The sequence below is a fragment of the Shinella yambaruensis genome, from assembly GCF_050859155.1.
Lineage (GTDB): Bacteria > Pseudomonadota > Alphaproteobacteria > Rhizobiales > Rhizobiaceae > Shinella > Shinella yambaruensis.
In genome coordinates this window covers 2,263,378-2,282,590 of the sequence record NZ_CP150638.1, presented here as the reverse complement: position 1 = coordinate 2,282,590, position 19,213 = coordinate 2,263,378, and the positions used below count along the sequence as shown (strand labels likewise).

At 66.3% G+C, this 19,213-nt stretch carries 17 protein-coding genes; 12 read left to right on the top strand and 5 right to left on the bottom strand.

From position 1 onward, the window contains the following. Positions 1–33 precede the first annotated feature (33 nt). Positions 34–462, top strand: coding sequence for a MurR/RpiR family transcriptional regulator (locus tag WMC41_RS11255; RefSeq protein WP_432348204.1), 429 nt, complete (start codon positions 34–36; stop codon positions 460–462). Here the strand turns inward: WMC41_RS11255 and WMC41_RS11250 are convergent. Then, positions 447–1,415, bottom strand: a complete 969-nt coding sequence (locus tag WMC41_RS11250; protein WP_432348202.1) for a formylglycine-generating enzyme family protein — start codon at positions 1,413–1,415, stop codon at positions 447–449. The genes WMC41_RS11255 and WMC41_RS11250 overlap by 16 nt on opposite strands. An 83-nt stretch (positions 1,416–1,498) precedes the next feature. Here WMC41_RS11250 and WMC41_RS11245 point away from each other — a divergent pair, with 83 nt between their 5' ends. Further along, complete coding sequence (locus tag WMC41_RS11245; RefSeq protein ID WP_432348201.1) at positions 1,499–2,437, top strand: LysR family transcriptional regulator; 939 nt, start codon at positions 1,499–1,501, stop codon at positions 2,435–2,437. Positions 2,438–2,488: 51 nt separating this feature from the next. On the opposite strand, the gene WMC41_RS11240 is transcribed toward WMC41_RS11245, so the two are convergent. After that, entirely contained in the window at positions 2,489–3,379 is an 891-nt protein-coding gene (locus tag WMC41_RS11240; RefSeq protein ID WP_432348199.1) for a DMT family transporter, read from the bottom strand. A gap of 239 nt (positions 3,380–3,618) precedes the next feature. On the opposite strand from WMC41_RS11240, the gene WMC41_RS11235 reads away from it, so the two are divergent. The 4 genes from WMC41_RS11235 to WMC41_RS11220 all read left to right on the top strand — a co-directional run bounded on the left by WMC41_RS11235 (position 3,619) and on the right by WMC41_RS11220 (position 7,579). Further along, a complete protein-coding gene (locus WMC41_RS11235) occupies positions 3,619–4,596 on the top strand; it encodes an ABC transporter substrate-binding protein (protein ID WP_432348198.1) in 978 nt (325 codons plus the stop codon). A 17-nt stretch (positions 4,597–4,613) separates the two neighbouring features. After that, positions 4,614–6,308, top strand: coding sequence for an ABC transporter permease (locus WMC41_RS11230; RefSeq protein WP_432348197.1), 1,695 nt, complete (start codon positions 4,614–4,616; stop codon positions 6,306–6,308). Then, the gene (locus WMC41_RS11225) at positions 6,296–7,327 is read left to right on the top strand and encodes an ABC transporter ATP-binding protein (protein WP_432348195.1); all 1,032 of its coding nucleotides are present in this window, start codon (positions 6,296–6,298) and stop codon (positions 7,325–7,327) included. Before WMC41_RS11230 ends, WMC41_RS11225 begins: the two co-directional genes overlap by 13 nt. Positions 7,328–7,399: 72 nt before the next feature. Continuing rightward, a complete protein-coding gene (locus WMC41_RS11220) occupies positions 7,400–7,579 on the top strand; it encodes a hypothetical protein (RefSeq protein ID WP_432348193.1) in 180 nt (59 codons plus the stop codon). 133 nt (positions 7,580–7,712) lie between these two features. Here the strand turns inward: WMC41_RS11220 and katG are convergent, their stop codons facing one another. Then, a complete protein-coding gene (gene katG / locus WMC41_RS11215) occupies positions 7,713–9,887 on the bottom strand; it encodes a catalase/peroxidase HPI (protein ID WP_432348191.1) in 2,175 nt (724 codons plus the stop codon). 168 nt (positions 9,888–10,055) lie between these two features. Between katG and WMC41_RS11210 the strand changes: the two genes are divergently transcribed. Continuing rightward, complete coding sequence (locus tag WMC41_RS11210; protein ID WP_244769486.1) at positions 10,056–10,955, top strand: hydrogen peroxide-inducible genes activator; 900 nt, start codon at positions 10,056–10,058, stop codon at positions 10,953–10,955. A gap of 13 nt (positions 10,956–10,968) precedes the next feature. On the opposite strand, the gene WMC41_RS11205 is transcribed toward WMC41_RS11210, so the two are convergent. Together WMC41_RS11205 and WMC41_RS11200 are read right to left on the bottom strand one after the other, a co-directional pair. Beyond that, entirely contained in the window at positions 10,969–11,295 is a 327-nt protein-coding gene (locus WMC41_RS11205; protein ID WP_432348190.1) for a DUF3307 domain-containing protein, read from the bottom strand. Between the two features lie 259 nt (positions 11,296–11,554). Then, entirely contained in the window at positions 11,555–12,949 is a 1,395-nt protein-coding gene (locus WMC41_RS11200; RefSeq protein WP_432348188.1) for a M10 family metallopeptidase C-terminal domain-containing protein, read from the bottom strand. A 151-nt stretch (positions 12,950–13,100) separates the two neighbouring features. On the opposite strand from WMC41_RS11200, the gene WMC41_RS11195 reads away from it, so the two are divergent. The 5 genes from WMC41_RS11195 to WMC41_RS11175 all read left to right on the top strand — a co-directional run bounded on the left by WMC41_RS11195 (position 13,101) and on the right by WMC41_RS11175 (position 19,127). Further along, on the top strand, positions 13,101–13,658 hold the full coding sequence (locus tag WMC41_RS11195; protein WP_432348186.1) for a DUF924 family protein: 558 nt from the start codon (positions 13,101–13,103) through the stop codon (positions 13,656–13,658). A gap of 104 nt (positions 13,659–13,762) precedes the next feature. Continuing rightward, on the top strand, positions 13,763–16,237 hold the full coding sequence (locus tag WMC41_RS11190; RefSeq protein ID WP_432348185.1) for a mechanosensitive ion channel domain-containing protein: 2,475 nt from the start codon (positions 13,763–13,765) through the stop codon (positions 16,235–16,237). Between the two features lie 146 nt (positions 16,238–16,383). Further along, entirely contained in the window at positions 16,384–16,647 is a 264-nt protein-coding gene (locus WMC41_RS11185; RefSeq protein ID WP_244769490.1) for a hypothetical protein, read from the top strand. Between the two features lie 185 nt (positions 16,648–16,832). Beyond that, positions 16,833–17,660, top strand: a complete 828-nt coding sequence (locus WMC41_RS11180; protein ID WP_244769491.1) for a response regulator — start codon at positions 16,833–16,835, stop codon at positions 17,658–17,660. Between the two features lie 177 nt (positions 17,661–17,837). Beyond that, positions 17,838–19,127, top strand: a complete 1,290-nt coding sequence (locus WMC41_RS11175) for a GGDEF domain-containing response regulator (RefSeq protein ID WP_272805734.1) — start codon at positions 17,838–17,840, stop codon at positions 19,125–19,127. The last annotated feature ends 86 nt before the right edge of the window (positions 19,128–19,213 follow it).

Genomic DNA, 19,213 nt, shown 5'->3' with positions numbered 1-19,213 from the left:
GGGATTTCGCGTCCGCTCGCGGATCCGCGCCGCATGGCCGGCACGCGGGATGCCGGGCCGGCCCTGATGCCCATTTCTCCGTTTTCACCAGGCAAGGAGCGGATCATGAACCCTGGCCACGAACCTCCCCGGACCTGGGGCGAGCTGCATGCCCTCGCCATGGCGAGCGGTTCCGCCTTTCCACGGCAACTGGCCCTGCTGGTGGACTTCGCCCTGCAGCATCCGGATATCATGGCCTTCGGGACATGTTCGTCGATCGCGCGGCGGGCCGGCGTGTCGGCGACGACCGTCTCCCGCCTCGCGGGCGTTCTCGGCTATCGCTCGTTCCGCGACCTGCGGACGCTGTTCCGGGACGATCTGGTGCGCAGAGGAGGCGCGCGCTCGCTGAAGGCACAGGGAAAGGCCGTCAGGCAGCGAACGAGCCCCGGGCGACCTGCGCAGGAATGTCAGGGCCGGTCGTAGGCGAGGCGGAAGCCGATATGGCCCGTCGACGTGTCGGCGCTGTGCCCCATGCGGGCGGCGATGCGATAGCGGTAGCAGTAGCTGATGTGGCAGAGATAGGAGCCCCCCTTGAGAAGGCGCTCGGCATTCCGGCCTGCGAGCGCGTTGCGCGCCTTCGCGGCCTGCGTGAGCGGCTGGACGTGAAACGCGTCGGCACACCATTCCCAGACATTGCCGCACATGTTGAAGAGGCCCGCGGGGTTCGGTTCGAACGCGTCCACCGGCGCCGTGCCGCCATAGCCGTCGGCAAGGGAATTGATGTGCGGGAAACGGCCCTGCCAGATGTTGCAGTGGATGGCCCGGTCGCCGGGCTCTTCATCCCCCCATGGATACCGCATCTCCGCCCGGCCGGCTTTTGCGGCGTGCTCCCACTCGGCTTCGGAGGGCAGCCGGCCGCCAGCCCAGCGGGCAAAGGCCTGTGCGTCGTTCCAGGAGACGTGGACGACCGGGTGCCGGTCATCCGCACGGAGCGGGCCGCCGGGGCCGCCCGGCAGGCGCCATGTCGCGCCGTCGACCCGATGCCACCAGGGCAGGCCGACCGGCTGGCTGGTCACGGTTCCCGGTGCGACGAAGTCCTTGAAGACGAAGCTCCAGCCAAAACGCTCCGCATCCGTGACATGGCCGGTGTCCGCCACGAAACGGGCGAAGCGCGCATTCGTGACGGCATGCCTGTCCAGGCCATACGCCCGCACCGCCACCTGGCGCGCCGGACCCTCTCCGTCCGTATCGATGACGGGCCTGTCGGTGCCGACGGTCGCGATGCCCGCGTCGAACCAGGCGACGTCCGCCGGCGCCGGTGCCGTCGCCGGCAGGGCCTCGCCGTTTCGCGCCGGTGCATTGCCGGCGCCTTCGCGGCGCGGCAGGCTGCAGCAGCTTCGTTTCGCTTCCGGGTTCTCCGCCATGTCGCCCCGCATCGCCTTGCCTCGTGTGGCAGACACTAGTGAAGCTTTGCCATGCCGTATAATACTTAAATGCTCGAAAGCCATACGGAGGAGTTATGGACCTGCTGCGCAATATCGGCTTGCTGCGATCGTTCCTGACCGTTGCGAGGGAGGGCAATGTGACGGCCGCTGCCGAGAAGATGGGACTTAGCCAGCCGGCCTTGACGCGGAACATCCGGCGGCTCGAGGAGGAGTGCGGGATAACCCTGTTCGACAGGCACACGCGCGGCGTCACCCTTACCATCTATGGGCAGACGCTGCTGCGTTATGCGCAGATGATCGATACGGAATGCCGCTTTGCCTCGTCCGAGCTGGAAGCGATGCGCAGCGGGCACCGGGGGCACCTGAGGATCGGCGGCGGGCCGTTCTGGGGCGGTACGCTGCTGCCCAAGGCGTTGACGCGGCTGCACCAGCGCTTCCCCGACGTCCGCACGACCCTCGATGTCGGGGTCAACACCGTCATTCACCCCAAGCTCTTCGCCGGCGAGATCGACCTCGTGGTCTCGGCCAGCCCGCATGACCTGTCGGCGCTTCCGGACCATATCGGCTTTCGGCCGCTCATCACCATCCAGAGCGGGATCTTCGCGCGGGATGCCCATCCGATCTTCGAGCGCTCGCCCCTCGACCTCAACAATCTGTCCCGGTTCCAATGGGTCCTCTACCAGGCCGATACGGACGCCATCGAGCGCCTGAGCGCCTTCCTGAAGTCGCTGGGAATAGGCCCGCCGCGGATCGCGGTCGAATCGAGTTCCCTCATGGCGGTCGTCGAACTGGTGCGCAGCGGCGATTTTCTCGCCTGCCTCGCCGCGCCGCTGTTCGGGAGCTTCCGCGATATCGGCATTCGCCAGGTGGAGACGACGCGCGAAATCTGGAGCTTCGATGCGGGGATCCTGTATCACAAGGCCATCGAGACCACCGCGCCCTACGAGATGCTGCGGCGGACGCTCACGGAGCTTATCGCGGCCGCCGGCCTCAAGGCGAAGGACGGCCGCTGAGCCGGCTTGCGATGTGCCCGCGGGACGCCTCCGCCGTGCGTTCCGCGCGTTTCACATGAAGATCAGCCCCATGCCGATGACGACGAGGGCCGCGCCGGCCCAGGCGCCGCCGGCAGGCCGCTCGCCGGTCCTCAGCCAGAGCATGGGCAGGATCATCACCGGCGAGGTGGCGGAGAGCGTCGAGACGATGCCGACCTTTCCGCCGGAAAGGGCGAACAGCAGCAATGTCATGCCGATGGCGAGCGCGAGGATGCCGGTCAGCGCGGTCATCGCCGCGACGTTCGGCGTCAGCGGCCCCCTCGGTTTCACGGAGGGGATCGGCAGCTGGAGCAGGATGCTGAGGCAGAAGGCGGCGGTGCCGACGCGCAGCAGCGAGGCGAGGAAGGGATCGATGCCGGTCGCCATGACCGGCCGGGCGAGGATGGAGCCGATGGCCTGGCCCGTCGCCGCGCCGATGCCCAGCAGCACGCCGACCGAAAGCGGCCCCTTGATCGCCTCCCATTGGTGCATCTGCGCCCGGCGCTTGCCGAAGACGATGGCCAGCAGCACGCCGACGGCCGTCAGCAGGATGCCTGCCACCGCGAGGCTCGACAGGGTTTCGCCCAGCACCAGCCACCCGAGCAGGGCGGCAATCGGCGCGTTCAGGGCGAAGAGGATGCCGGAGCGGCGCGGGCCGAGACGGTTGAGCGTTTCGAAGAGCAGCGTGTCGCCGAGGAAGATGCCGATCAGCCCGGACAGGAGCAGCGGCCCGGCGCTCGCCATGTCCAGCTCCCGCCAGACGCCGGTGAACAGCACGTAGAGCGCCAGCAGACCGGTGACGAAGACCTGGCGTGCCCGGTTGAAGGCCGGTGCGCCGAGATGGCCCGCGGGGCCGGCCGAGATCAATCCGGTCAGGGCCCAGCAGGTCGCGGCGCCGAGCGCCGCAAGTTCATGGATTGGCATCGTTTTCCGATCGGTGCGTTACGGTCCGGGAGAAAATTTCGCGTCACGCCGTTAAAGCGGGATCGAATGGCTTTCGTCCAGAGCTGCCGGCGTCAGTCAACAGGGGACTTTCGGTTCGATGCGGGTTTCACGACCGGCACCCGATCGCGTCACGGGCTTGGCGGGGCACTGCAAAGGCTGTCACATGGGTGTCAAGCGACGGGCGTAGGGAGCGATGACGTTCCCGGAAGGATGCTCCCATGAAAACCCTTGTCTCCGCCGCCGCTCTCCTCGCCGCCAGCTTCGTTGCCCTGCCGGCTTCTGCCGCCAATCTCGTGCTCTACACCAGCCAGCCGAACGAGGACGCGCAGGCGACCGTCGACGGCTTCATGGCCGCCCATCCCGACATCAAGGTGGACTGGGTGCGCGACGGCACGCCGAAGATCATGGCCAAGCTCCAGGCAGAGATCGCGGCCGGCAATCCGGTTGCCGATGTGCTGCTGATCGCCGACACCGTCACGCTCGAGCGCTTGAAGCAGGACGGCAAGCTGCTCGCCTATCTCTCGCCGGAAGCCGGCAACTACGATGCCAGCCTCTACGACAAGGACGGCCACTACTATTCGACCAAGCTGATCACCACCGGCATCGTCTATAATACCGCGGCGGCGATGAAGCCGGTGCGCTGGCAGGACCTTGCAAAGCCGGAGGCCAAGGGCCTTGCCACCATGCCGAGCCCGCTGACCTCGGGCGCCGCCCTCATCCACGCCCAGACGCTGGCCTCCGTCGACGGCCTCGGCTGGAACTACTACAAGGCGCTCGCCGAAAACGGCGCCACGGCGGCGGGCGGCAACGGCGCGGTGCTGAAGGCCGTCGCCTCGGGCGAGAAGGCCTATGGGATGGTCGTCGACTACATGCCGATCCGGGAAAAGGCGAAGGGCGCGCCGGTCGCGTTCGTCTTCCCGGCCGAAGGCGTTTCCGCCGTCACCGAGCCTGTCGGCATCCTTGCATCCTCGAAGAATGCCGAGGCGGCCAAGAAATTCGTCGACTACGTTCTTTCGGTCGAAGGCCAGGAAGGCTTCGTCAAGCTCGGCTACATCCCGGCCCGCAACGGCATCGCCATGCCGGACGGTTTCCCGGCGCGCGAGACGATCCGCGTGCTGCCGCTCGATGCGGCTGAGGCGCTGAAGAACACCGACGCGGACCTGAAGACGTTCTCCGGCTATTTCGGCTCGAACTGAGGCACACCGCCACCTTCATGTACGGATATGTTCGTCCGGGAAGCAGCCAGCCCATCTGGCTGTTTCCGCTTATCGCAAGCGTGGTCGTCCTTCTCAGCGTGCTGCCCCTCATGCGGCTGGCGGCGACCGGCATCGCCGCGTTTGCCGATGGCGGTGCTTTCGCGGTGCTCACCGATCGCGCGCTCTGGTCGGCGACCTATTTCACGCTGGTCACGGCCATCGTCGGCACCCTCATCTCGCTGGCGATCGGTTCGCTCTTTGCCTTCCTGCTGACCTTGACCGACATGCCGGGCCGGGGGACGCTGGGCTTTCTCTTCGTGCTGCCGATGATGATCCCGCCGCAGGTGACGGCGCTGGCCTGGGTGCAGATGTCCGGGCCATCGAGCCCGCTCCTGAAGGCGCTGCACATCGCGCCGCCCCTCGGCTCGCCGCAGCCGCTCTATTCGGTCGGTGGGATCGCGCTGCTCTACGGCGTGCAGCATGCGCCGCTCGTCTATCTCGCCCTCAGGGCGGGGCTGATGAACGTGCCCCGCGACGGGATGGAGGCGGCGCGCCTTTCCGGCGCCTCGGCCCTGCGCACGTTCCGGGACATCGTCCTGCCGCTCGCGCTGCCCGGCATGATCGCGGGCGCCGCCATCGCCTTCGTCTCCTGCATCGGCAATTTCGGCATCCCGGCGATCCTCGGCATTCCGGCGTCGATCTACACCCTTTCGACCCTCGTCTTCACCAAGTTCGCGGCCTTCACGGATCGCACCTTCGGCGAAGTCGCGCTGCTTTCCGGCGTCATCGCGCTGATCTCGGTGGCGGGGCTTGCCGTGCAGGAGCACGCGCTCGGCGGCCGCGACTACCGCATTCTCGGCCAGTCCGGCGCGGCGGCATGCCTTCCCGTCGGCCGGTGGCGGTTCGTCTTCCTGCCCGTGCTGGCGATCCTGCTCTTCTTCATGCTGGTCGCGCCCTTCCTCGCGCTGCTCGCGGGCGCGCTGGTGCCGGCCTATGGCGTGCCGCTGACAGTTAAGACCCTGTCCTTCCACGCCTTCGAGGAGGTGCTGCTGCGGCAGGCGATCACCCGGACCGCCTTCGCCAATTCCCTGTTCCTCGCCGCCGTCACCGCCATCGGCCTGCTCGTCCTGTCGGTGCTTGCCGGCTACATGCTGACGCGCCGGCGGGATGCGGCATCGCGCATGGTGGCGAGCCTGATCGAAATCCCCTATGCGCTCCCCGGCATCGTCGTCGCCGTGGCGTTCATCCTCGTCTTCGCGGCCCCGCTGCCGGTCTTCAACTTGACGCTCTACGGCACGATCTGGATCATCCTCGTCGCCTATTTCGCGAGCTTCTTCGCGGTCAGCCTGAAGCCCGTCGTCAGCGCCTACCGCCAGCTCGATCCGGCGCTGGAGGAGGCGGCGCGCCTTGCCGGCGCAGGCTTCTTCACGCGCCTCAAGGATATCCTGGTACCGCTCGTCGCGCCCGCCGCGGGCGCTTCCGTCATCCTCGTGTTCCTCATCGCCTGCAACGAGCTGACGGTTTCGGCGCTGCTCTGGTCCGCGGGCACGCAGACGCTCGGCGTCGTGATCTACAATCTCGACGACAGCGGCGGCTCCGATCTTGCCTCCGCGCTTTCCGTGCTCGTGGTCCTCATGGTCGTCGCCATGATGCTGCTGCTCGAGGCGATGGCGAAGCACCTGCCGAAGGGGGCAGTGCCGTGGCGAAGCTGATCCTCAACAATGTCAGCAAGGACTTCGGCACCGGCCAGCCGGCGGTAAGCCGCGTTTCGCTCGACGTGCGCGAGGGCGGTTTCCTCGCGCTGCTCGGCCCGTCCGGCTGCGGCAAGACGACTGTGTTGCGGATGATCGCCGGCTTCGAGGCGCCGAGCGACGGCGCGATCTTCCTCGGCGAGCGGCTCCTGGCCGATCCCGCCCAGTCGCTGCCGCCCGAGCGGCGCAACATGGCGATGGTGTTCCAGTCCTATGCGCTGTGGCCGCATATGAGCGTCGCCGACAATGTCGGCTATCCGCTGAAGGTGCGCGGCGTTTCGAAGGAGGCCTATCGCCGCCGGATCGTCGAGGCACTCGATACGGTGCGCCTTGCCGATCTCGCCGACCGTCGCCCCGCGGAGCTTTCCGGCGGCCAGCGCCAGCGTGTCGCGCTCGCGCGCTGCCTCGTCACCCAGCCGGACGTCGTGCTGCTCGACGAGCCGCTCGCCAATCTCGACCGGCACCTGCGCCAGGAGATGGAGGAGACGTTTCGCGAGTTCCATATCCGCTCCGGCGCGACGATGGTTTATGTCACGCATGACCAGAGCGAGGCCATGGCGCTCGCCACCGACATCGCGGTCATGTCCCGGGGCGAGCTGCTGCAGGTCGCGCCGCCGCAGGAGATTTATGCGTGCCCCGAGGGCCGGCTTGTCGGCAGCCTGATCGGGCGGGGCGCCATCCTCTCGCTTGCCGTGCCCGCCGCAATGCCGCGGAAACTCGACTGGGACGCGATTCGCATGCTGCTGGGCGCATCCGCGCCTGACGGCGGGGTTCCGGCCGACGTCCTGGTCCGGCCGGAGGATGTCAGGCTGGGCAGCGAGGGGGCCGCTGCGCGTGTGCGCTCATCGCTCTATGAGGGGGAGCGCTACAGCGTGACGCTGGACCTGGCCGACGGCCAGACCCTCCGGGCCTTCAGCCGCGAAAGGCCGATGCCGGGTGACACCATGTCCGTGACGATCACGTCCGCCTGGCGGCTCTAGCGAAGAATCTCAGGGAACCTGTGTCCGGCAGAATCGTTCGTCTCTCATCTTTCAACGGGAGAACAGGCTGCCATGGACAAGAAGTCTCAGGTTTCGAAGTCAAAGGAAGACAAGCGCCGGGACGAGAAGAAGCCCGGCGTGATCGTTGCCGGCCCCGAGGCGCATGCGCGCGAGCGCGCCGGAAAGGCACCGGAGGGCCGCAAGCCGAAATCGGGGGACGTGCAGCCGAAGAGCCCGGCAAATCCGTCGTAGGGCGTTTCGGCTTTTTCGCCCTTTTGCCGGGACTGCTCAGGCCTTATGACCTTGCATTCCTGCTGAAGCCTTCCCCCGCTGAGGCGGGGGAAGGTGTGCGTGTGGCATCCCGGCCGGCGGGATGGCCTGCCGGTCAGGCGGCCAGATCGAAACGATCGGCGTTCATGACCTTGACCCAGGCGGCGACGAAGTCCTTGACGAACTTTTCCTTGCTGTCGTCCTGGGCATAGACCTCCGCATAGGCGCGCAGGATCGAGTTCGAGCCGAAGACGAGGTCGACGCGCGTCGCCGTATACTTGGCGGCACCCGTCTTGCGGTCGCGGATCTCGTAGAGGTTGTTGCCCGTCGGGATCCACGAATAGGCCATGTCCGTGAGCGTGACGAAGAAGTCGGTCGTCAGCGCGCCGACGCGGTCGGTGAAGACGCCATGGGCGGTGCCGGCATGGTTGGTGCCGATCACGCGCAGGCCGCCGACGAGCGCCGTCATTTCCGGTGCCGTCAGGCCCATGAGCTGGGCGCGGTCGAGCAGCAGCTCTTCCGGGCTCACCACATAGTCCTTCTTCTGCCAGTTGCGGAAACCGTCGGCCAGCGGTTCGAGCGGGGCGAAGCCGTCCACATCGGTCTGCTCGGCCGTCGCATCGCCGCGGCCCGGTGCGAAGGGGACCATGACGTCGAAGCCCGCGGCCTTCGCCGCCTGCTCGACACCCCAGTTGCCGGCGAGCACGATGACGTCGGCAAGGCTTGCGCCCGAGACGGCCGCGATCGGCTCCAGGGCGGCAAGCACCCGGCCGAGACGCGCCGGCTCGTTGCCTTCCCAGTCCTTCTGCGGGGCAAGGCGGATGCGCGCGCCGTTCGCGCCGCCACGGAAGTCGGAACCGCGGAAGGTGCGGGCGCTGTCCCAGGCGGTGGCGACGAGGTCCGCGGCCGACAGGCCGGAGGCGGCGATCTTCGCCTTGACGGCGGTGACGTCATAGTCCGTGCGGCCGGCCGGGATCGGATCCTGCCAGACGAGGTCTTCCGCCGGAACGTCCGGGCCGAAGTAACGCGACTTCGGGCCCATGTCGCGATGGGTCAGCTTGAACCAGGCGCGGGCGAAGGCATCGGAGAACGCGGCGAAGTCGTTCTTGAAGCGCAGCGAGATCTCGCGGTAGATCGGGTCCACCTTGAGCGCCATGTCCGCGTCGGTCATCATCGGGATGGTGCGGATCGAGGGATCCTCCACGTCGACCGGCTTGTCTTCCTCGGCAATGACGATCGGCGCCCACTGGGATGCGCCGGCCGGGCTGTGGGTCAGCGTCCATTCATGCTTGAACAGCATCTCGAAGAAGCCGTTGTCCCACTTCGTCGGCTCGGAGGTCCATGCGCCTTCGATGCCCGAGACGACCGTGTTGCGGCCGATGCCACGGCCCTTCGTGTTCATCCAGCCAAGACCCTGGAATTCCGGGCCGGCGGCTTCCGGATCCGGGCTGAGATCGCCCGCGCTGCCATTGCCGTGCGACTTGCCGATCGTGTGGCCGCCGGCGGTCAGCGCGACGGTTTCCTCGTCGTCCATGCCCATGCGGGCGAAGGTCTCGCGCATCTGCGCGGCCGTCGCCAGCGGGTCGGACTTGCCGTTGACGCCTTCCGGATTGACGTAGATGAGGCCCATCTGCACGGCGGCGAGCGGGTTTTCCAGCGTTTCCGGCCTGGAGACGTCGCCATAGCGGCCGTCGCTCGGGGCGAGCCACTGCTTTTCGTCACCCCAGTAGACGTCCTTTTCCGGTGCCCAGATGTCTTCGCGGCCGAAGGCGAAGCCGAAGGTCTTCAGGCCCGCGACGTCATAGGCGATGGTGCCGGCAAGCGCGATCAGGTCGGCCCAGGAGATCTTGTTGCCGTATTTCTTCTTGATCGGCCAGAGCAGGCGGCGGCCCTTGTCGGTGTTGACGTTGTCCGGCCAGGAATTGAGCGGGGCAAAGCGCTGGTTGCCCGTATTGGCGCCGCCGCGGCCATCCGCGGCGCGATAGGAGCCGGCGGCATGCCAGGTGACGCGTGCCATCATGCCGACATAGCTGCCCCAGTCGGCCGGCCACCAGTCCTGGCTGTCCGTCATCAGGGCGCGCAGGTCGGCCTTCAGCGCCTCCACGTCCAGTGTCTTGAGTTCTTCGCGGTAGTTGAAGCCCTTGTCCAGCGGATTGGTCTTCGTGTCGTGCTGGTGCAGGATGTCGAGGTTGAGCGCGTTGGGCCACCATTCCATGACGGAATTGTTGAGGGCGGTGGCACCGCCGTGCATGACCGGACACTTGCCGGTCGTCGTCGTCTTCGTATCCATTTGGTCCTCCAACGGATTTTCTTGATTCGACAGGACACCGGAAGGGAACTTGCAGGCGCGCCTCTTGGGTCGGCGCCGCGGTGAAGCGTCTTCCGGGTTGCCAAGGCGTAGCAAAGGCCAGTCATAAACTCCAATTGTAAAAACTAAAGGCTCCGATATGCTCAGGTTATGAATGGCCTGACCATGAAACATCTGCGCTATTTCGAGGCGCTTGCCCGCATCGGCCATTTCGGCCGGGCGGCGGAGAGCTGCGCGATTTCCCAGCCGGCGCTCTCCGTGCAGATCCGCGAGCTGGAGGACCTGGTGGGCGTGCCGCTCGTCGAGCGGGGCGGGCGGCGCATCCGGCTGACGGGGCTTGGCGAGGAGTTCGCCGAGCGGACGCGGGCGATCCTGCGCTCGGTCGACGAGCTGGAGGATCTCGGGCGGGCGGCGCACGGGCCGATCGCCGGCCGCCTCCGCCTCGGCGTCATCCCGACGGTCGCGCCCTATCTCCTGCCGGACATCATCAAGGCGCTGGCGCGGTTCTATCCCGGCATCGATCCGCGGCCGCGCGAGGCGATCACGCAGCGGCTGATCGAGGACCTGACGGAGGCAAAGCTCGACGCCGCCATCGTCGCGCTGCCGATTTCGGAGCCGGCCCTCAAGGAGATCGCGCTCTTCGACGAGGAATTCGTGCTGGTGCGGCCTCTGGAGGACGCCGGAAAGCCGGTGCCGAGTTCCGACAGGCTGCATGAAATGCGCCTGCTGCTGCTGGAGGAGGGCCACTGCTTCCGCGACCAGGCCCTTTCGGTCTGCAATATCGGGGCCGCGTCGGTGCGCGACCTGATGGAGGGAAGCTCGCTCTCGACGCTGGTGCAGATGGTCGGGGCGGGCATCGGCGTGACGCTCATTCCGCAGATGGCGGTCGACACGGAAACCCGGTCCGCTTCGGTCTGCATATCGGCGCTGGCCGAACCCCGGCCGACGCGGACGATCGGCATGGTCTGGCGCAAGAGCAACCCGCTTTCGGCACAGTTCGCCACGATCGCCGAGATCGTCCGCGACGCGGGCCTGAAGAAGCAGGCCTGAAGGCGCGGGAACGTCACGGTGTCGTCAGCGCGACGCTTGCGGCCAGCCAGCCGAGCTTGCACAGGAGGTGGAGGGCCTGGTCCTGTGCGAAGCTGATCTTTCCCCGGATCTTCGCCTCGTCGATCAGGACGTGCAGGACCCATTCGGCAAGGCCGAGCAGGGCGCTTCCCGTCACCAGCAGCACCACGGCGCCGTGGATGCCGGCATGGGCGACAAGGTGATAGGCCCGCAGCGGCCCCTCGACCTTCGCCTTCACCAGGAAGTCCGATTGCAGGGGATAGTCGGCCAGCCAGTGCCCTGCGCACAGCAACAGACCCATGGTCAGAATTTCGTTCGTCATCGAATGAACTGTGCAGGTTGGGCGTTATGGTCATGCCGCCGGCGGCCGGGGATCCATGCAATCGGCGGGGTGAACCGCTGTTCTATTGAACCGTCCGCATCGCGCTGTTCCCTGGGGAACAGGCTGGCCATGCCGATATGTGCCCTTGTATCCATTGGTCCGCGACAATGCGCCGCCCGCTGCGCCAGGGGCCTGCGGGGCGGCCGCGATGCGGCGTTTGACGGAGGAGGGCGGGTGGCCGGCAGCGATTCTGGCGAAACTAGAGCAGGAAGTCGCCTTTGCCGAGCGCCAGCTTGCCGTCGAGGTCGAGGCGGAAATCGGCCGCCTTGTCGCCGTCGATGTCGCCTTCCACGACGGTGACGGCCTTGCCGTTTGCCGTCGTCGCGTACCAGCGCAATTCGCCGGCATCGCCCGTGAAAGCCTTTCCCCGCGCAAGAAGGGTGAAGCTGTGGCCGGCCTCGGGGCCGTTGGCATCGATGGCGGAAAGGTCGATGCGGTCGCGGCCGGGTTCGAAATCCGTGATGCGGTCGCGCGCCGCAAGGCCGATTTCGGCGGCGCTGCGGAAAACGAAGGTGTCGGCGCCGGCCCCGCCCGTCAGCCGGTCGGCACCCGCCCCGCCGTTCAGCCAGTCGTTGCCTGCGCCGCCTTGGAGCCTGTCGTTGCCGGCAAGGCCCAGAAGCGCGTCATGGCCGCCGCCGCCGGAAAGCGTATTGGCGTGCGAGGACCCGACGAGGAGATCGGCGTCGTTGGCGGTCGAATCATGCGCCGTGCCGTCACCCGAGAGATTGCGGAGGGTCGCGGAGGCGACCTGCAGCTCCTCCAGCGCCATGCCCTTGCCGATGCCGTGGGCCGCCTTCAGCCGGGCGATGGCGGGGGCATATTCCTCGAAGATCGGATCGATGCCGGAAAACCCTTTGATGCGGCCGGCGGCATCGGCGTCAAAGCGGCTTTCATAGGAGAGGATCTTTTCCCGATGGGCGGCATACATGCGGCCGGCATCGAGCGCTTCTGCCGTCGTCGCCGTGCCTTCCCTCGCGAAGAGCTTGAATTGCTCGGCCTCGACATAGCGCCGGTTGGCGATGCCCGCATGGCCGCCGTTGGAATTGTAGCGGATCTCGTACCAGGCCTCCGCCCGGTCGCCGGCAAGGATCGCGGCCTTCAGCTTCGGCCCGAGCAGGGAGGGCGCGTTGTAGGCCATGCTGAAGAGCACGGTGCGCTCGGTGGAGTTCGGGATGCCGGCGAGCCATGTGTCGATCGCCGCCTCGTAGCGCGGCGAGAGCGCGGTCAGCGCCGCCTGGATCTCGGCATTCGAGGAGAAGGCGAAGGTCTTCGGCACGCCGGGATCGCGCGTCGCGTTCCAGTCGGCCATGACCGTGTCGAGCCGGCTGTTGAGCAGGGCGGTCTCGCCTTTGGAATAGCTCTGGTCGATGACGGCCTTCAGCTTGGCCTGCAGCGCCGCGCTCCAGCCGCTGCCGGCGATCGCCTTCAGCACGGGTTCGAGATTGTAGCGCAGGTTGAAACCGATGCCGATCGTCGGTGCCGGATCGGCCGACGTGTCGAGATAGGCGCGCCGGGTCGAGCCCTCCAGTCCGAGGAGCAGGTCGAAACCCGTCTTCCGGTAGGCGGACATGGAGAGCCCGGTGAATTTCAGCATCGTTTGTCCCGTTTTCATCGCGTTCGGGCAGCCTAGCGCCCGCCGGGTAAAGGCGGCGCTCACGAAAAGGGGAAACGCTTTGCTAACGCCGCCCCTTGCAACCCGGTCGTACACCGCCATATTGCCGCCAAGACGAATGGAGACGGATGGCATGAGCGAGAGCAGGATCAGGACACCGCAGGAGGTCGTCGACTTCTGGTACGAGACGCTGACGGCCAAGGACTGGTGGCAATCGACGCCGGCGCTCGACGCGCATGTGCGTGAAACCTTCGCCGAGACGCATTTCGCCCTTTCGCAGGCGGTGACGGCGCCGTGGCGGGCAAGCCCGGAGGCGCGGCTTGCCGCCATCATCGTGCTCGACCAGTTTCCCCGCAACATGTACCGCGCCTCGCCGCTGGCCTTCGCCACCGACTGGATCGCCCGGCGCGAGGCGCGTCTTGCGCTGGAGGTCGGCGCCGACAAGGCCGTTTCCTATGACCGGCGGCATTTCTTCTACATGCCGCTCGAACATTCCGAGGCGCTTGCGGACCAGGATCTTTCCGTCGAGCTCTTCGAGGCGCATGGCGACGAGATGTATCTCGACTATGCCGTCCGCCACCGGGACGTCATCGCCGAGTATGGCCGCTTTCCCCATCGCAACGCCTTTCTCGGCCGCGTCTCGACTCGGGAGGAGGAGGCTTACCTCGCCGAGCCGGGCGCCGGCTTCTAGTTCCGCGGGCATGCCGATTTAAAATGGCCGCATTCGCGGCTAGAAGGGTGCGCAACCGCATGCCTGTGCTGCGTCGTCTGTTTCCGTTCAACGAGGATGGCCTGTTGCCGACCTTCCGCCTTCTCTCCGTCCTTCTTGCGGTTCTCCTGCTTGCGGCCGCGCCCGCCCGGGCGCAGACCGCGGCCGCACCCGCCATCGACGCGACGCAGATCGAGCAGGCGAGCAGCGACCTCGACCGCGCCAGCGGGCAGCTCAACGCGATTCGCGAGCGGGTGGAGCGGTACAAGGAGGACGACGCGCGGCTCGTGGAGCTGAAGATCGAGGCCGAAGCGCTGAACCGGACGATCCTGGCCATCTCGGTCGCGACGCGGCCGCGGCTGGAGGCGATCAAGGCGCGCCAGACCGAACTCGGCGACCCGCCCGCCGAGGGTGCGCCGGCCGAAGCCGCCGTCGTGGTGGAGGAGCGCAAGAAGCTTGCCGCAGAGCGCAACGAAATCAACGCGCTGACCGGGGAGGCGGAAAACCTTTCCATCGAGGCGACGAAGCTTTCGAACCGCATCACGGAAATCCGCCGGCGGCTGTTCACCGATGCCATCCTCAAGCGCACCGACATCAACACGGCGCTTTTCACGGAGGCCTCCGGTGCGCTCACGAACGAGACGGCGACGCTCGGCCGCACGGCGACGGCCTGGCTGCAGTTCGTCTGGAAGTTCAAGCGCATGCAGCTTCTGGGCGCCGTCGCGCTGTCGCTGGTGGCCGCGCTCGTGCTGCTCTCCGGCGGCTATCGGCTGTTTTCCCCCGTCATCACGCGTGCCGTGCAGCAGCAGAAGCCGCACTATATCACGCGGCTTTCCGTCGCCTTCTGGTCGACGATCCTGCCGAGCATCGCCGTGGGCGCCTTTGCCGGCACGAGCTATTTCTTCCTCGATACGTTCAACGTGCTGCGCTCCGACATCGCGCCGATCGCTTCCGTCGCGCTGGGCGTGATGGTGGCGATCTTCTTCGTGGCGCAGCTTGCCAATGCGGTCCTGTCGCCCGGTGACGGACATTGGCGGCTGGTTCGCGTGTCCGATCGCGGCGCGCAGCTTCTGTGGCTCTTGATCTTCAGCATGGCCATCGTCAACGGCGCCGACTATTTCCTCGGCACGATCAGCGAGGTGCTGGGCTCCCCGGTTGTGCTGACGGTGGTGAAAAGCTTCTTCGCCTCGATCATCATCGGCGCGCTGCTCGTCGTCACCGCCTTCATCAAGCCGGTGCTGCACCAGGGGGAAACGCCCGACGCGCAGGGGCGGCCCTGGCCGCGGTCGATCTTCGTCCTCCTGATTCTGACCGGCCTCGGGCTCATCTTCGCCTCGCTGCTCGGCTATGTCGGCATGGCCCGCTTCATCGCCACGCAGATCGTCGTCACGGGCGCGATCGTGGTGACCATGTATATCGGCTTCCTCTCCGGCCGCGCCGTCTCGGCGCCCAATGCCTTTGCCGAAACGGCGGTCGGCAAGCGGCTGGAGGAGCGCTTCGGCCTAGGCCAGGTGACGCTCGATCAGGTGGGGCTCGCCGCCGGGCTCAGCATCTATCTGCTGATCTTCGTCTTCTTCGTGCCGCTCGTCCTGCTGCAATGGGGCTTCCAGGTCGCCGACATCGAATCCTGGGCCTACCGCATCTTCACGGAAATCCGCATCGGCAGCATCACCATCTCGCTGATCGGCATCTTCGCGGGCATCCTGCTCTTCGTCGCCGGCCTCCTCATCACCCGCTGGTTCCAGAAATGGGTGGACGGCAATGTCCTGGCGCGCAGCCAGGTCGATGCCGGCGTGCGCAATTCCGTCCGCACCGCCGTCGGCTATGCCGGCGTGGCGCTGGCCGGGCTTGTCGGCATATCGGCGGCAGGCATCAACCTGTCCAGCCTCGCGCTCGTTGCCGGTGCCCTCTCGCTCGGTATCGGTTTCGGCCTGCAGAACATCGTCTCGAACTTCGTCTCGGGCCTCATCCTGCTCGCCGAGCGGCCGTTCAAGGTGGGGGACTGGGTGGTGGCCGGCACGACCGAGGGCTTCGTGCGCCGCATCTCCGTGCGCGCCACCGAGATCGAGACCTTCCAGCGCCAGACGGTGATCGTGCCGAACTCGGTGCTGATCAACGGGCAGGTCGGCAACTGGACGCATCGCAACAAGCTCGGCCGCATCGACATGGCGATCAGCGTGCATGCCAGCAACGATCCACGCAGGGTCCAGGAGATCCTCACCGAGGTCGTGCGCGGGCAGCAGGGGCTGCTGCGCAATCCCGAGCCCACGGTGGTCTTCCAGGCATTCTCCTCGGCGACGCTGGATTTCGAGATCCGGGCCTTTCTTGCGGATATCCTCAACGGCACGGGCGTGAAGTCCGATCTGCGGGCCGCCGCCCTCGAACGGTTCCGGGCCGAAGGTATCGCTATCGGTGCGCCGGCGGCCGCGGAAGTGCCGATCAAGATCTCGCCGGAAGGGGCCGATCTCATCACCAGGCTGCTCGACCACGCGACCCGGGAGAATCGCCGGCCGGCGGCGGGCCGGCGCCGCAAGCCGGCGGAGGAAGGGCCTGAGACCTGACCGCCGTGCCCGATTTGCGGCACATGAACGCCGCATTCACGCTCCATTCAGCCGTTTCCCCATAAAACACATGCAAATCCCGGCGCGGAACGATAGTGTTCCGCAAGGGCTTGTGAACAGGGGCGGCGCCGAGGCGCCGGGCAGAGATGAAGCGAATGATCATGATGCTGCTGGTGTCGGCCGCGATGTCCGCTCCGGCCATGGCGGCCTCGGTGACCAACAAGGACGGCGACACCCAGGTGCTCGTCATCGTGGAGGGCGGCAGCCGCATGGAGGTTGCGCTCGAGCCCGGCGCGACGGAGACGATCTGCCCGTCCGGCTGCTTCCTCACCCTGCCGAACGGTGACCGGATCGCGCTGAACGGCGGCGAGAATGTCGAGATCCAAGGCGGCTCGGCTTCGGTCAAGTAAGCTTCGAGGCGGATATTTCCAGCGGCGCGGAAGATCAACCGCGCCGCTTTTCTTTGCGTGACTGCCTTGTGCCGGGTGGGAGAGTTCCGCCCACCGCTTTTTCATGCCCTCTAAATTTAACGCTTTCGCAAAGGGTTGCAGCTACGTCTTAACCTGGGGAACATCGTTATTACGAAGGCATATCCATGGCATTTGTCGGCATTTCCGGGATGCAGTATTCCGGCGCGTCTCTCTCGCATCACCGCATCCTTATTGCCGAGGACTCGAATGTCTTCACATCCATGATCTCCAAGCGCCTGAAGGAGCTTTTCGACATCGACGTGGAGATTTGCCGCAGCTTCGAGGAAATCGAACTGGCCTATGACAAGTCCAGCGAGAAGATCACGCTGGCGATCTCGAACATCAATCTGCCGGGCGCCGAGAACGGCGAGGCGCTGAACTATCTGGTCGACCTCAGCATTCCGACGATCGTCTTCACCGGCACGTTCCAGCAGAAGACGCGCGACCAGCTGCTGTCCAAGGAGATCGTCGACTACATCCTGAAGGACAATATCTTCGCGGTCGACATGCTGGCCGAATCGGTCTGCCGCTTCCTCACCAACCACAACCATCACGTCCTGATCGTCGACGACAGCGCGACGGCCCGGGCGCTGCTGACGACGCGCCTCAAGCGCTACAACTTCCGCGTCAGCGCGGCGGAAAGCGGCTCGGCGGCGCTCGCCCTCCTGAAGGCGAACCCCGATATCGGCCTGATGATCACCGACTACAACATGCCGGATATCGACGGTTTCGAGTTGACGCGGCGCATTCGCGGCACGGTCGGGTCGCATCAGCTGCGCATCATCGGCGTGTCGTCCTCCACCGATCGCCTGCTTTCCGCCCGCTTCCTCAAGGCCGGCGGCAACGATTTCATCATGCGCCCGTTCATCGACGAGGAATTCTACTGCCGCGTTAATCAGAACCTCGACACGCTGACCCAGATCAAGACGACCCAGCGGCGCCTGACGGCCTGATTCTCCACAGGATTTTCGTGATTCACCCGGATATGTCCCTTACGTAGCGTGAGATATTTCTTCCCGGATTAACCAGTTGGTAAAACCGGTGGTTTGTAATGCGTTCCAGACCGGAACATCATCAGGGTACTGGACGACGTGGGAGTGGATACAAATCCGCAGCGAGGGCCTGCATTCTTGCGCCATTCCGGCCAGCAGGTGCTGCTCGTGGAGGACTCGCGCATGTTCTCCACCGCGCTCAAGTACCGGCTCGAGCGGGAGCTCGGCCTTTGCGTCACCCATTGTTCCAGCATGGCCGCGGTCCGGGCGATCTTCCAGGGCGATGCGCCGGAATTCGTGCTGGCCGTGCTCGATCTCAACCTGCCCGACGCGCCGAACTGCGAAGCGCTCGACTATGTGATCTCGAAGGGCATTGCGCCGCTGGTCTTCACCGGCTCCTTCAGCGATGCGACCCGGGACCAGATCCTCGCGAAGAACGTGCTGGACTATGTCGTCAAGGACAATCCGTCGGCGATCCAGCAGCTGGTGCTGGCCGTTGACCGCATTCTGACGAGCGGCAAGACGCAGGTGCTCGTCGTCGATTCCGACCCGGAGAGCCTGCAGCGGCAGGTGAACCTGATCGCCAAGCAACGCTTCCAGATCATCGCGGTCGAAAGCGGGGCGGCGGCGCTCGATGCGCTTGATTCGCATGGCGGCATCGACATGGTGGTGTGCGATCTCGCGCTTGCCGACATGGACGGCTTCGACCTCCTGAACGAGATCCGCCAGCGCCATGGCGACGATGCCGTGCGGGTCGTCGGCCTGTCGACCTCGGAGGACCGCATGGTGGCCGCCCGCTTCCTGCGCGCCGGCGGCGATGAATACATCCAGAAGCCGTTCCTCGTCGAAGAGTTCAACAGCCGCATCTTCCACGTCGCGGCAATCCAGAAGCGCGTGCAGTCGCTGCACCGAATCGCCGCGCGAGACTATCTCACCGACATCTACAACCGCCGCTACTTCTTCGAGGCGGGGCCGCGGCTCGTCGACCAGGCGCTGCGCCGGGGCGAGCCCATGTCGATCGCCATCCTCGACATCGACCATTTCAAGCGCCTCAACGACACCTATGGCCACGAGGTCGGCGACATCGTGCTGAAGGCCGTCTCGCGCCGGCTCAAGCACCGGGTCGGCGACCGCCACCTCCTGGCGCGGCTCGGCGGGGAGGAGTTCGGCATCATCTTCCACGGCCTGGAACTGGAAGGGGCGCTGGACTATTGCGAGCGGCTGCGCCTGGAACTGGCGGCACAGCCGATCAATGCGGACGGCGAGCCCCTGACGATCACCGTCTCTGCCGGCCTTGCGGCGATTTCCGGCCGGGAAACCTTCGACAACTACCTGAACGCCGCCGACCAGTTCCTCTACATGGCCAAGCATGCCGGCCGGAACCGGGTCTTCTCCGAACTGTCGCTAATGAGCGCGCTGGCAAGCTGAGCCCCGCCGCGGCGGGGCCTGGAGCATTCCCGCTTTTCTCCGGATCGCGAAACAGCTCCCTCCTTTTGTTTCGCCGCAGTTCCGGA